Here is a 13,314-nt window from a genome sequence, read left to right on the forward strand (position 1 = left end):
GGTGAATACTGAACACAAACCGTTCGATTTTGTTCTTATCAGCCACACGTACTATTGACTTTGCTTAATTGGTCTACGGCTATGAAAGCCTTTTGAATTGCAAAATGATTTTTCAGTTGCTATACTGGGCTTATCAAAGTTTTTTCGGGAGGATGCCGCAGTGACTGCACAGATAATGCAAATCGGGAACAGGCCTTGCCGTATTTACGGCGAAGCCCATGCAGAATACCTACTGCTCCAAATGACCGGCGAGCACGAGCTGCAAAGCATGGACAGCGAGGTTGCCGCTATTGCACAGAGTGCGCACCACTTTCTGTTTGCGGCCGTGCCCGTGGAAAGCTGGAACGATGCACTTTCTCCGTGGAAGTCTCCTGCAGTGTGGGGAAAACAAGGCTTCGGCGGCAATGCTGCGGAAACCCTGCGCTTTCTGACAGAACAGGTCGTTCCCACACTGAAGCAGCAGTTTCATCTCCCGGAGGACGTCAAAATCATTCTGGGCGGCTACTCGCTGGCCGGGTTGTTTGCATTGTGGGCATCCACCCAGACTGATCTGTTCTACGGTATCGCTGCCGCCTCGCCCTCTGTTTGGTTTCCGGGCTGGATGGAGTTTGAACAGCAGTGCCCGATACAGGCACAGCACATTTATCTGAGCCTTGGCGACAAGGAGGAACACACGAAAAACACCGTCATGGCTGCGGTGGGCGATAACATCCGCGCCCTGCACAGTCGGCTTGCAGAGCGTGGCACAGACTGCACCCTTGAATGGAACAGCGGCGGGCATTTCAAAGACGCTGACCTGCGCACGGCGAAAGCCTTTCGGTGGGTGATGGAGGAAAGTCGATGAATATTTTGGTCGATGCCGACGGCTGCCCAGTCGTTAATCTGACGTTGCAGATTGCAAAGCGGTTTGGCGTTCCGGTCATCATCCTGTGCGACACCTCTCACCAAATCGAGCGAGAAGGTGCGCAGACGCTGGTGTTCGACAAAGGAGCGGACAGCGTGGACTTTGCGCTGGTCAACCGGGTCAAACCGGGGGATGTGGTCGTAACACAGGACTACGGGCTGGCGAGTATGTGCCTTGCCAAGTGCGCCCGGGTGCTGAACCAGAATGGTCTGGAATACACCGCCGACAACATAGACGCTCTCATGCTGCGGCGGTATGAAAACAAAAAGCTCCTCCGTGCCGGAAAGCACCCCAAGGGGAGCCCAAAGCGGACGAAGGAGCAGGATGTCAGGTTTGCGGACACGCTTGAGAAAATCTTGAACTACAACCATTGATACATACTTTTGGAAGGCTGGAAAAATCCGGTTGGATATGCAAAAAAGCACCAGCCTGAGCCGGTGCTTTTTGTTGGCGGAGATGGTGGGATTCGAACCCACGTGCCCGATTAAGGACAAAACGATTTCGAGTCGTTCTCGTTACGACCGCTTCGATACATCTCCATAATAAACCTTATACAGTATAACAAAAAAGCCTGCTGCCGTCAACACTTTTCTCCAAGTGCCTCGCAAAGCGCGGTGCAGCGCCGGGTGCTGTGCCTGAATCATCCGCACACAGTACAAAACGGCCTGCACACAAAAACAGACCGCCGCACAAAGTCTTGTGCAGCAGCCTGCGGTCATAGTTCAGCTATGATATGCTCAGTTCTTGCTGGTGCTCTGATTTGCGATGAACTCTTCGTACACTTCCTTGGTGATCTCCCAAGTCATGGAATACTCGGAGTTCTCGCGGATGGGCATAAACTTGAACACCACGGTCTGACCTTCTTCCAGAGTGGGGAAGTGGTCGGCGGCCAGATGGATGGTGATGGGCTTTTTCTGTTGGATCAGGCTGTTCTCAGCGTCTAGAATGCGCACGCCGCCCCAGTTATCGCTGAAGTAGACCGGCTTGTCCTCGGTGCCCTTGACGGCAACAGAGAAGCGGTAGGGATCCAGCGGGATGGGGTTTGCACGGGCAGACTCAATGTCCACCTCCAGAGTGCAGGTGCCGCCGGCGATCTTCATGGTCTTCAGGCCGGCAATGACCTGCAGCTCGCTGGTGATCGCACTGGGCAGTTTTTTGCTCACCGGGTTTTGGGGGTCCTGATATTCACAGCCGCCCAGCAGACTGGCACCGGCTACAGCCACTGCGGTGGCTGCCGAATACTTCAGGAATGCGCGGCGGGAAAATGTATAAGACATGGCTTATTCCTCCGTTTTTACCAGAATGTTAGGGCTCAGGTCGTAGACTTCAAAGCGTCTGCGGTCAGTTCCCAGTTCGCGTTGAACTCACTGTACTCCAGATCGGGATAGAAGGTAAGGGTCACCGGACCGTCCGTCCGTGCATTCAGACCCTTTGCGGTCACATAATAAGTAACGGTCTCGCCCTTTTTGACCTGATGGCTCAGCGCATCCGGGCTGGTCACCTGCAGCTTGTCGTTCTGGTAGGCCAGATATCCGTCTGCCTTCACGGCAAAGTTTGCTCTGGTCACGTCCAGCGCATTATTGCGGCCGTTTTTCACCACCAACTTAAAGGTGGTGAAAGTTGCAGTGCATTCTACCTGCTCCAGCGTGGATACGACCTTCAGCACCTTGTTGCTGGTGCCAACGGCGTGCTGTACCGGGGCATACCCGGAGCAGCCGGTCAGCAGGCTGCTGCCCGCCACAGCCACAGCGGTGAGGGCGGTATATTTCAGGAAAGAGCGGCGGGAAAATTCCCCAGTCATATTCGTTCCTCCTTTGGGACACATCAATAATACAGATTCTGCCATAAGGCACTACCTATACAATAGGCGAAACAGAGAAAAATGTCAATGATTTTTCACAAAACAAATGTGAAGATTTTGTGGCAGCATCGCGCATTTTAGACGAAGCTTAAGTGATTTTTCTGGTGATTTTGTCAGCTGCGGATCACGTCAGAGGCATTCATGACGAAGGTCAGGCTCTTACCCTCCAGGAAGGTGGGCACATAAGTGACCTTCAGCTGCTTCCAGTCCTTGGGCACCATGAGCATCAGCACGATGTAGGCGCTGCCCTGCGGGGGCAGGCTCTCCACATCGGAAAAGCTCTGGGAATTGGCGTTATACAACGAGATATTGGCGCAGCAGGCTGCGGGCTGGCCATCGCAGACGGCGGTAAAGTCCGGGGTAGCGGCGGCCATGGCCTGAAAGTTTGCGTCCACGTTCTCCAGCGGGGGCACGGGGTAGGCCTCGTTGATGGCGTCAATGCCCTGTGCGCCGATGGCGTAGCTCTCGGTCTTGCTGCGGTTGACGGTGGTCACCCGCACGCCCAGATACTCGTAGCCTGCCGGCTGTACGGGGTCCTGCGTCAGGTGGAACACGCTGGTCAGCTGCACGCCCAAGCCGTTCCAGTTGCGGACGGTATCGCCGACCTTGACCTCCACCACGGTGTCGTCGCCGTTGGACTTGCAGCCGCCCAGCAGGCTGGCTGCGCCCAGTACGGCGGCAGATGCACCGGTGCACTTGAGGAAGCTGCGGCGGGAAATGACAGTAGACATAAGGTATATCCTCCTTGAAGGGTCAGTTTCTTTTTCTTCTTTCTCTGGTTATACCGTTTCCGGCGCACAGATGCAAGAGCTCGGGCTGATTATTTACAACAATTTCACAAGCCGGGTCACTCCTGCGGCGAAAGCCCCTTGACATGGGTCTCGCTGGTTTTGACCAGATTTAACAGGCTGGGCGTGTACAGCGGAAATTCCCGCGTCAGGCTTTCGGTGGTCATGGCAAGGCAGGCGGGGTCCTTGACGCCCTCGCCGCCGTTCACGTCCTGCCCGTCCAGCAGCGCCTCCACGTTGGCTTCCGCCATTCGCATCACCGCATCGGAATAGCCGTGCCAGCGGTGGGGCTCAATGCTGAACATGCTGGAGGCGTTGTGCGGCTCCGCAGAGTAGAGCAGCCGGAACATCTTGGCCACCGCCATCATCAGGTAGGCGCTCACCTCGGTGGTCAACGCCTTGCTGTGGCACTGGCCGATCTTGGCGTAGAGCACGTTCAGGCTGTTAGAGATAAGTTTTTTGTTCATGGTGGGCAGTACGCTGCCGTGGTAGACGTTGTCCTTCATCTTTTCGGGGTTGGGCAGATCCTCGGCAGAGAGCATCATGCCGTTGCGCTCGGCGCTGCGCCCCAGCAGATAATCGCAGGAAACATTATAGTAATCTGCCACCCGCACCACAAAGTCCAATCCGCACTCGCGGATGCCTTTTTCGTAGTGGGACAGCAGCGCCTGAGAGACCCCCAGATCCTCTGCCGCCTGCTTTTGGGTAATGCCGCGCTCCTTGCGCAGCAGCTTGATGATACGATTGAACTCCATGGTGTGCTCTCCTCAATGTCCGCAGGATCTGTTTTTTGGTAACATCCTTGTTTTTGGTTTACAACAGGTTGATTATACACATTGGAAAACGGCTTGTAAAGCAAGAAAAATGCCGATATTTTTCGTCTTTTTTCGTCATTATTGTCAAAAGTCTTGCCGGAGACCCCACATCTATGCTAAACTATGGGTATTAACACATAGATTTTGTGTTTCCGCTGCGGCAAAAAAACGACAGGCGTAGTGAAAGCAGGTCTTTTTCGAAACAAAATTTTTTCAAAGAGGTGGTTCCATCTTTCTGCAGTTTGTGCTATAATCTCTTTTTGGCGACTGTTCTTGACCGGCGCACAAATCCGCGAAGGGCAAGGCAGACGCTATAAAAGGTAATATACCAAGAATAAGAAAGAGGAAACTTCATCATGAAACTCGAGCGCAAAGTCCGTCTGTGCAGCGCTGCCGCTGCCGTCCTGATCGCCGCCATCGCCCTGACCGGCTGCGGCGGCTCCAAGACCACTGCTTCTTCCGCAGCCGCTTCTTCTGTGGCTGCTTCCACCGCTGCTGCCACCAACAACAGCTGCGGCGAGGGTGTGACCTGGGCACTGGCTGACGGCACCCTGACCATCAGCGGCACCGGCCGTATGACCAACTTCACCAAGGACGCTCCGGCTCCTTGGGCTGATCAGGCCGACCAGATCACCACCGTTGAGGTGGAAGGCACCGTTACCAGCGTGGGCGCTACCGCCTTCAAGGACTGCACTGCCCTGACCACCGTGAACATCGCCGACGGTGTGGAGTACATCGAGGCCGGCGCTTTCAACGGCTGCACCGCCCTGACCGAGGTCAACATCCCCCTGAGCGTGGGCTACATCAAGACCGGCGCTTTCAAGGACTGCAACGCCCTGACCAGCGTGACCATCCGCGACAACTGCCGTCTGGACATGAATGTGTTCCCCGCTACCGTGGAGGTCAACTACGCCGAGGGCTAAGCCCTATCCGGAACTTTAAACCAAAAGAGGTGTGATCCATGAAAACCTTCAAGCTTCATCTCATCCGCCACGGCATGACCGCGGGCAACCTGCAGGGCCTGTACATCGGCAGCGGCACCGACCTGCCCCTGTGCGACGAGGGCCGTGCGCAGCTTGCCGAGCTGAAAGAGCGGTTCGTCTACCCGCAGGTAGATACTGTTTTCTCCTCCCCCCTGCTGCGTGCGGTGGAGACCGCCAACATCCTGTTCCCCGGGGCTGCCCACCAGTTTACGGTGCACGATCTGCGGGAGGCCGGTTTTGGCAAGTTTGAGGGGCGCCCGGTGAAGGATCTCGTCCACGACGAGGACTTCAAAAAGTGGATCACCCCGGGCTCCGGCTATCTGCCGGAGGGCGCTGAGCCCACCGAGCAGTTCCACGCCCGCTGTGCCGACAGCCTTATGAAGCTGTTTGAGTACATGATCCGCATGGACGTTACCGAGGCCGCCTGCGTGACCCACGGCGGTGTGATCATGAGTATGCTCAGCCAGCGCGCCGTACCCACCCGCCGCCCCGAGCAGTGGATGGCAGACCCGGGCTGCGGCTACACCGTGCAGACCGATGTACAGCTGTGGATGCGGGACAAGCTGGTAGAGGCCATCGACATCGTACCCTTTGGCTACGCCGACACCCTGCAGGGGCAGGCCGAAGCCGAGGAGAACGAGGCCTACGAATAAGTTACAGTTTCCCGCCGCCCCTTGACAGAACGCGCAGAATCCTTTATTGTTAAAGGGTAGTGTATTGTATCATATACAGGAGGAACGCTGTCATGTCCCAATCCATCTCCCGCCGGTCATTCCTGAAATGTGCCGGTTCCGGTGCGGTCAGCCTTGCGGCTGCCCTGCTTACCGGGGTCTGTGCTGCGGCGCAGCAGCCGTGTCTTGCGGGCGAGCCTGCCCTGCTGGACGGCAAAGCCGCCGTGGAGCTGCTGGGCTATGCCCCGGCACCGGAGCTGGGCGGTGTGCTGGTGTACCTCTCGGTGGAAAACCTCTCGGCAGCCAGCCTGCCGGTGGATACCAGCTACCTGCAAAGTCGGGGTCTGCGTACCCGGGAGCAGCTGTATAGCATGGGCACCGGCGTGACCGCTGCCTGCAACGGCCAGAGCGTGCCCTGCGGCAGCTTTGCCGCCCCGCTGTACAACGAGAACGCGGCGGACGCCTCGGTGTTCACCCTGAACCTTGCCGCCGGACGCGGTGCGCTGCTGCACTGCTTCTGCGCCGTGCCGGAGGACTGGCAGACCCTTGCGCTGACATGGCACCCGGACTTTGCCGCCGGACGCAGCGCCATCTTTACGGTGCGCCGCGATGCCGACGAGGCCGCTCTGGGCCCCGTGCCCACCACCCCCGCCGAGGTCGGCAGCGTGGTGGATCTGTAACAGCATACCAAAAGAGCCATTGCACAAATTGCGTGCAATGGCTCTTTTTTTGTAGCAAATGCCGTTCGCCGCTGTGGCCCCTCCCGTGAAAAAGCGGCTCAGAAACGTCCGCAGACGTTTCTGAGCCGCAAATTATGATAATAAATTTTCCGCTGAATATGCGCAAAGCAACGCAGAGCGCATTCAAAATCGTCCCGTTGCCGGAGATCAACCGGCTCCCACCAGCGCTTCGCCGGTGCTGCTTTGCACCAGCAGCTCCTGCCCCGTAAGGCTGGAGAGCAGGGCGATGTAGCTGCGCCCTGCCGGGAGCTCCAGCGGCTTGCCATTGGAATCGTAGAGGGCAAGGGTGCTCTGGGTGCCCTGCGTCCATGTGACCTGCCACAGGTGCCCGCCATTCAGCCAGACGCCGCCGCCCATGGAAAGGTCGTAGTCCAGCGTGCGGCCATCGTCCCGCAGGGAGGAGCCGCTGTACAGGATGAGCAGGTTGTCAAAGACCGCCTGTGTGCCGGTGTTGGCATCCAGCTGGGGGGTGCCGTCGGCGTGCAGCATCCCGTAGGCGGCAAGGGCATCGTCATAGACAAAGCCGGTGGCACCGCCGGACTGGAAATTCACGGTCGCCTTTACCGCATCGGCGGCGTTTGCGTCCGGCAGATGGCCGGTGTCCCGCTGGGGCAGCAGGGCGGGCAGAACGCCTGCCGTTTCACTCTCGCTGCCGGAAGCGCTCTGGTTCACGGCGGTGGAGATGCTCAGGCTGTCCAGCACCGAGGCGACCGCCTTGCCGCTGGTGCGCCACAAAGGGGTGTTGTCCCAGCTGTAACCGGTGCTGACAAAGGCATTGCGTCCCACCTCCTGCGCGTCCACCGCGCGGAGATTATAGTATTCCAGATACCGCTTGGCATAGGCGCTGCTGCCGCACTGGATGGGCAGCACCTGCTGTCCGCTGAGCAGCCGCCAGTATAAGTCCTGCCCGCGCGTCACCGGCCCTACCACAGGCATGGCGCTGAGGGCGGGGTACACCAGACACAGCTCGGTGGAGCTGCCGCTCTCGGTCATTGCTTCCAGCACCACCGAGGCGCTGCCGATGCCCCACTGGGTGGTGCTGTCGGTGGTGTTTTCAATGACCACCGCCGCCGCCCGCTGCTCCGGGTACAGCAGCTGCTGCCCGGTAAGCGGATCTGCCGGGGCGGTGCTTTCTGCGGGCGCAGCGGCGGTGCTCCCGCAGCTGCCCAGCAGCACCGCGCACAGCACGGCTGCACCAAGGCGCAGACTCCATTTGCGTTTCATGGGCTTCTCCCCTTACTGATAGTTGAAGTTTTGCCACTCGTCATCGTCCACGATGGCCAGATAGGTCTTGCCCCGGTTGAAGCAGATCTCGCTGCCGTCGGCGGCGTAGACCTTGAGCGGGTGCTCCGGGGAGGCCTTCTGCCATGTGCCGCGCTGCACTGCGCCCCGGGTAAAGAAATAGGCCTCGCCGCCGGACACATAGTCCACCTGCTGCACGCCGCCGGAGTTGCCGGGGTAGTCTGCGATGCCCGCAAAGCAGACCAGCAGGTTGGTAAAGCCAAGCTGCTTGCCGGTCAGCTCGTCCACGGTGTTTTCAAAGGCACCGGCGGCGCGGCTGTACATGGACATTTTATAAAGGTGATCCCAGCGGTTGTAGCTGAAGGTGGTCTTGTAGCTGTCCGAGTGCACGATGTTGATGGTCTTGGCGGCGGCAGCGCCGGACATCTTGTTCTCTGCGCCGGTGCGGTAGTCCGCAAAGCGGAAGAAGGTGCTCTCATAAGGGTATTGCAGCCCGATCCCCGCGTTGGCGGCAGCTTTCCGGATCTCGGCACCGGAGGTAAATTCGGTGTGCTCGTAAGCCACGTTGCGGCCGCGACTGTCGCGGTGCGCCACATGTGGATGGGTGGGGGTGTTGAAGTAGCTCTTGCCGCCGATGTTCAGGCCGGAGTAGTTGTACACGTTGATGAACTTGGTGCAGGGGGCACTTTCGCCATCGTGGTAGTACAGCGCCTGCCACGGCATGAGCAGCTGCAGGAACTGGTCACGGCCGGAGCGCAGCGGGCCCACCTCCGGGATGGCGTTGGCGTCATAATACACCGCGCAGAAGCGGGAGATGCCGCCCTCCACCTTGCTCTCGATGAGCAGGTCGGCAGAACCGATGCCGCGCTGCGGGCGGGCGTTCTGCCGCTGGGTGTTGCTGATATTGTTCACCATCACGCCCACCATGCGGCCGTTGCTGCGGCGCGGCTCGCCGGTAAGGGGGTCGGCGTTGTAGGCGGGCAGGCTGGTGTCGGCACTTTCCGCAGGGGGTTCAGACGCCGCTCCGGCGTCCGGGGTTCCTGCATCCGGGGCTGCGGCCTCTGCGCTTTCAGAAGAGGCGGCGCTGTCCTTCCCGAAGGTCTGCTTCAGCCAGTCGGAAAAACCGTTGCCCACACAGGCGCTGCCGGCGGGCGCGCAGCCGGACAGAGCCAGCGAGGCGGCTGCCAGCCCCGAGGCACGGAGAATGGTACGACGCGTGATCTTTTTCATGCAAAAAACCTCCTGATAAGAGCGTTTTGCGCAGCCCCGGCGCTGTCGGAACGGTTGCGCGCGGTGGATGAAAACGAACGGCCTTTCGGCACTGCTTTGATTGTAATTGTAACGGTTCTTGCGGCGTTTGTAAAGTGAAAATTAGCGGCAGCGTAGAAGAGGGGTCACCGCCGGGAAGTGACCCTTCCGGGGCAGCCCCCGGCAAAAAGGCAGAATCCTCTGCCATGATAGCATGGAGAAAAAGTCCCGGAGAAAAAGTCCCCGCGTTTCTTGCATTTTGGTGCGCGGTATGGTATCTTTTATACAGGTAAACCATTCAGGGTCGGCAAACATTTTGTTACCTTTGCCGCCCTTGCATGATGACAGGAAGGAATGATACTTATGGGTTTTTTTGACAAGCTTTTTGGCGGCAAGTCCAAGGACGAAAACACCGCTAAGTTCACCAACCAGAGCAAGACCGTGCTGACCCCGCTGCAGGGCAAGGTGCTGGCACAGGCCGACATCCCGGACGAGACCTTTGCACAGGGCATTCTGGGCCCCGGCTGTGGCATTGAGCCCACCGGCGACACCGTGTACGCCCCCTTTGACGGCACTGTGACCCAGATCGCCACCACCCTGCACGCTGTGGGCATTACCAGCAACGACGGCATCGAGCTGCTGATCCACGTCGGCATGGACACCGTGGACATGAAGGGTCAGGGCTTTACCGTTCTGGTCAAGGAGAACCAGAAGGTCACCGCCGGCACCCCGCTGCTGAAGGTGGATCTGGACGCCATCCGCGCCGCCGGCCACCCCACCGCCACCGCCATCATCGTGACCGATGGTGCAGGCGACGAAGTGAAGATGCTGGCAGAGGGCGATGTCGCTCCCGGCACCCCGCTGTTCAAGGTCTGATTTTCTGCATCACAAAAGAGGCCGCTGCAATTGCGCAGCGGCCTCTTTTTGCAGAAAGCATCTTTTTACAGCGTGATGCCGGGCAGTCTGCGGCTGCCCGGCATCACTTTTTTACAAAGCTCAGACGATGCGGACGCCCTTCTGGATGACGGCCTTGAGGTTCAGTTCCTTGTCCGCAAGGATGACGTTGCCGTAGCGTCCGGCGGCAAGGCTGCCGTAGTCGTTATCCACGCCGATGCTCTTGGCGGGGGTCTCGCTGGCGGCGCGGACAGCGCTTTCCAGCGGCACGTTCATTTCCAGCACAGCACGCTTCATGCAGTCGTACAGGCAGGTGTTGCTGCCTGCAATGGTGTCCGGGTGCTCGGTCAGGGTAGCGCGGGGTCCCTTGACTGTAATAGCCTGTCCGCCCAGACTGTACTGGCCGTCCGGCAGGCCGCAGGACATGGCGCTGTCTGCGATCAGGCAGACGTGGTCGTCCCCGAAGGTGTTGAAGGTGAACCGCACCACGGCGGGGTGGATGTGCACGTTATCGGTGATGAGTTCCACCTCGGCGTCGTGCTCCATGGCCGCAATGATGGGGCCGGGCGCACGGTGGGTGATGCCGGGCATGGCGTTGTACAGGTGGGTCATGTGGGTGGCACCGGCCTCAAAGGCCTTGACGGCGGTGTCGTAGTCGGTGCAGGTGTGGGCGATGGAGATGCGCACCTCGTTATGGCACTCCCGGATAAAGTCCAGATTGCCCGGCTCCTCGGGGGCAACGTCCACCAGCTTGATCAGACCGTTTGCACGCTTTTGCAGGCGGCGGAACATGGCGGCGTCTGCGCCCTGCACATACTCCGGGTTCTGTGCGCCCACCTTTTTGGGGCTGATGAAGGGGCCCTCCATGTTGATGCCCACAAGGTCGGCACCCTTGCCGTTTTTATGGGCGGCAGCGGCGTCCATCACCTTGTTCAGAAACTCCTCCGGGTAGGTCATGGTAGCAGGGCAGATGGCCAGCACGCCCTTGCTGGCCTCAAAATCTGCCAGCGTCTGGATGGCCTCCTCGGTGCCGTCGCAGAAATCCTTGCCCATTGCCCCGTGGAAGTGGATATCCACAAGGCCCGGCAGGGCGTACAGACCCTCGGCGTCCAGCACCTCCTCGCCCTCTTCCGGGGCGGCAAAGGGCACGATGCGGCCATCGCGGATGACGATGGTGCCGCGCTCAAAGGTGTGGCGCGGGGTATAGACCAGTGCATTCTGAAGGATCATAAAAACACCTCGTTTTTTCTTCTTTTCACCCAGTATAGCACGCCGGGTGTTTTTTCAAAAGTCCTTTTGTGTGAACATTGTACCGCCGTGCATAAAAATCGGGCCGCCGGAAGGGGGCGCTGTGCACCCCGCCCCCGGCGGCCCGGTTCATACTGCAAAATCAACCAGACTTTTGCAGTTCATTCTTTTTCAGAAGTGCAGGATCACAGCATCTTCTTCAGCTCGTCGTAGACGAACTGCACCTTGGTGCCGATGATGACCTGGCAAGCGTTCTTGCTGGGACGGATGACACCGGCAGCACCGGCAGCCTTGACAGCCTTCTCATCGACCTTAGCGTTATCCTTCACCTCAAAACGCAGACGGGTTGCGCAGTAACCAACGTCCTTCACGTTCTCCTTGCCGCCGACAGCAGCCAGAACAGCAGAAGCGACTTCGGTGTAGTTGTTGTTAGCCAGAACAACCTTCTTCTCAGCTTCCTCGTCGTCATCCTCACGGCCGGGGGTCTTCAGGTCGAACTTGGTGATAGCGAAGTAGAACACTGCGTAGAACACCAGGAATGCTGCGATGCCCAGAGGAATGATCATCCAGGTCTTAGCAGCTGCGGGCAGGGATGCAGAGAAGATCAGGTCGGTAGCACCTGCGGAGAAGCAGAAGCCAGCACGGAAACCGGAGTAGTAGGTGATGATGGTGAAGATGCCGTACAGAGCGGAGTACACAACGTACAGCGGGAAGCACAGGAACATGAAGCCGAACTCGAAGGGCTCGGTAACGCCGCAGACGAATGCGCAGATTGCAGCGGACAGAACCAGACCGATGGCGGCCTTCTTGTTCTTAGCGGTCTTGACCATAGCCAGAGCAGCACCGGCAACACCGAACATCATGCAGGGGAAGAAGCCGGACATATACATACCAAGGCTCCAGCCCACATCAGCGCTGGTCTCACCTGCCCAGAAGTGGGTCAGGTCGCCCAGACCGATGGTATCGAACCAGAACACGTTGTTCAGAGCGTGGTGCAGACCGGTGGGGATGAGCAGACGGTTCAGGAAGGCGTAGATGCCGGCGCCGATGCCGTCCATGTCAGCGATGCCGTTGCCGATTGCGATCAGAGCGTCGAAGATGACGGGCCAGACGAACAGCAGAACAACGGACACCAGAATGGAGATCAGACCGGTAGCGATTGCAACGAAGCGCTTGCCGGAGAAGAATGCCAGCCAGTCAGGCAGCTGGGTATTCTTGAACTTGTTGTAGCAGGCAGCACCCACAACAGCGGCCAGAATACCGATGAAGGAGTTGCCGGCGACCTTCTGGAAAGCGATGTAGGTAGCGGTGCCCTCTTCCAGGGTGCGCACCATGCCGACCACGCCGGGGCTCAGCAGCTGCTGCATCATCAGGTAGCTGACCAGACCGGCCAGACCTGCGGTACCGTCGTTGTCAGCCAGGCCGACAGCGGCACCAATGGCAAACAGCCATGCCATGTTATCGATCAGAGCGCCGCCTGCCTTGACCAGCAGGAAGCCGACGGTGTAAGCTGCACCGGAGGTTGCAGCACCGGGAACGCCCATAACGCCCGGAGCGAGGGCATAACCAAGACCCATCAGGATGCCGCAGATCGGCAGCACAGCGACGGGAAGCATCAGCGCTTTGCCCAGTTTCTGGAGATACTTCATCATAAGACACATTCCTCCTTAAGAAATGTTTGTGTTTACAGACAGTCTCTGGTTGTAGGCTGTCCACAGTTCCGTAACAGAATAGTAACATATTTTTGCAAAAAAAGAAAGTGGTTTTTTCTTTTTTCTATTAAAATGCGTCAAAAGTCCTTATTCGATGGCACATCTGTCAGTATTTTTTGTTTTTTCTGCACGCGTCCTGATTTAAGTGCTGAAAAATCTTTTCTTTTTATGTCTATTTTGTCCAAAGGGTTGCATCCCACCATAAGTC

General features: G+C 58.4%; 14 protein-coding genes and 1 tRNA gene. 6 read left to right on the plus strand and 9 right to left on the minus strand.

Annotation, left to right across the window (positions count from 1 at the left end; genetic code table 11):
* Positions 1-175: 175 nt before the first annotated feature.
* Together C7J97_RS07275 and C7J97_RS07280 are read left to right on the plus strand one after the other, a co-directional pair.
* Positions 176-844 carry an alpha/beta hydrolase gene (locus tag C7J97_RS07275; protein ID WP_113992443.1) on the plus strand — a complete coding sequence of 223 codons (669 nt, stop codon included), beginning with the start codon at positions 176-178 and terminating at the stop codon, positions 842-844.
* On the plus strand, positions 841-1,278 hold the full coding sequence (locus C7J97_RS07280) for a YaiI/YqxD family protein (RefSeq protein ID WP_113992444.1): 438 nt from the start codon (positions 841-843) through the stop codon (positions 1,276-1,278). Before C7J97_RS07275 ends, C7J97_RS07280 begins: the two co-directional genes overlap by 4 nt.
* A 74-nt stretch (positions 1,279-1,352) precedes the next feature.
* Here the strand turns inward: C7J97_RS07280 and C7J97_RS07285 are convergent.
* The 5 genes from C7J97_RS07285 to C7J97_RS07305 all read right to left on the minus strand — a co-directional run bounded on the left by C7J97_RS07285 (position 1,353) and on the right by C7J97_RS07305 (position 4,308).
* Positions 1,353-1,443 (minus strand) — tRNA-Ser (locus C7J97_RS07285).
* Between the two features lie 198 nt (positions 1,444-1,641).
* The gene (locus tag C7J97_RS07290; protein WP_113992445.1) at positions 1,642-2,181 is read right to left on the minus strand and encodes a twin-arginine translocation signal domain-containing protein; all 540 of its coding nucleotides are present in this window, start codon (positions 2,179-2,181) and stop codon (positions 1,642-1,644) included.
* Positions 2,182-2,216: 35 nt separating this feature from the next.
* Positions 2,217-2,705 carry a twin-arginine translocation signal domain-containing protein gene (locus tag C7J97_RS07295; protein WP_113992446.1) on the minus strand — a complete coding sequence of 163 codons (489 nt, stop codon included), beginning with the start codon at positions 2,703-2,705 and terminating at the stop codon, positions 2,217-2,219.
* Positions 2,706-2,878: 173 nt separating this feature from the next.
* Entirely contained in the window at positions 2,879-3,496 is a 618-nt protein-coding gene (locus tag C7J97_RS07300; RefSeq protein ID WP_097785767.1) for a twin-arginine translocation signal domain-containing protein, read from the minus strand.
* Positions 3,497-3,612: 116 nt separating this feature from the next.
* A complete protein-coding gene (locus tag C7J97_RS07305; protein ID WP_055186477.1) occupies positions 3,613-4,308 on the minus strand; it encodes a helix-turn-helix domain-containing protein in 696 nt (231 codons plus the stop codon).
* Positions 4,309-4,724: 416 nt separating this feature from the next.
* Between C7J97_RS07305 and C7J97_RS07310 the strand changes: the two genes are divergently transcribed.
* From C7J97_RS07310 to C7J97_RS07320, 3 genes are all read left to right on the plus strand, one after another.
* On the plus strand, positions 4,725-5,291 hold the full coding sequence (locus C7J97_RS07310; protein ID WP_113992447.1) for a leucine-rich repeat domain-containing protein: 567 nt from the start codon (positions 4,725-4,727) through the stop codon (positions 5,289-5,291).
* A 38-nt stretch (positions 5,292-5,329) separates the two neighbouring features.
* Positions 5,330-6,004, plus strand: a complete 675-nt coding sequence (locus C7J97_RS07315; RefSeq protein WP_015537667.1) for a histidine phosphatase family protein — start codon at positions 5,330-5,332, stop codon at positions 6,002-6,004.
* Positions 6,005-6,096: 92 nt separating this feature from the next.
* The gene (locus tag C7J97_RS07320) at positions 6,097-6,702 is read left to right on the plus strand and encodes a hypothetical protein (protein ID WP_015537666.1); all 606 of its coding nucleotides are present in this window, start codon (positions 6,097-6,099) and stop codon (positions 6,700-6,702) included.
* Positions 6,703-6,909: 207 nt separating this feature from the next.
* Here the strand turns inward: C7J97_RS07320 and C7J97_RS07325 are convergent, their stop codons facing one another.
* On the minus strand, positions 6,910-7,986 hold the full coding sequence (locus C7J97_RS07325; RefSeq protein ID WP_113992448.1) for a DUF3048 domain-containing protein: 1,077 nt from the start codon (positions 7,984-7,986) through the stop codon (positions 6,910-6,912).
* 12 nt (positions 7,987-7,998) lie between these two features.
* Positions 7,999-9,234 (minus strand): DUF3048 domain-containing protein, encoded by a 1,236-nt coding sequence (locus C7J97_RS07330; RefSeq protein WP_005925456.1) that lies wholly within the window; start codon positions 9,232-9,234, stop codon positions 7,999-8,001.
* Between the two features lie 381 nt (positions 9,235-9,615).
* Between C7J97_RS07330 and C7J97_RS07335 the strand changes: the two genes are divergently transcribed.
* Entirely contained in the window at positions 9,616-10,128 is a 513-nt protein-coding gene (locus C7J97_RS07335) for a PTS sugar transporter subunit IIA (protein ID WP_015537663.1), read from the plus strand.
* Between the two features lie 120 nt (positions 10,129-10,248).
* On the opposite strand, the gene nagA is transcribed toward C7J97_RS07335, so the two are convergent.
* Together nagA and C7J97_RS07345 are read right to left on the minus strand one after the other, a co-directional pair.
* Complete coding sequence (gene nagA / locus C7J97_RS07340; protein ID WP_113992449.1) at positions 10,249-11,376, minus strand: N-acetylglucosamine-6-phosphate deacetylase; 1,128 nt, start codon at positions 11,374-11,376, stop codon at positions 10,249-10,251.
* A gap of 203 nt (positions 11,377-11,579) precedes the next feature.
* Complete coding sequence (locus tag C7J97_RS07345) at positions 11,580-13,046, minus strand: PTS transporter subunit EIIC (protein WP_113992450.1); 1,467 nt, start codon at positions 13,044-13,046, stop codon at positions 11,580-11,582.
* Between the last annotated feature and the right edge of the window lie 268 nt (positions 13,047-13,314).

This window comes from Faecalibacterium prausnitzii (genome assembly GCF_003324185.1).
GTDB lineage: Bacteria > Bacillota > Clostridia > Oscillospirales > Ruminococcaceae > Faecalibacterium > Faecalibacterium prausnitzii.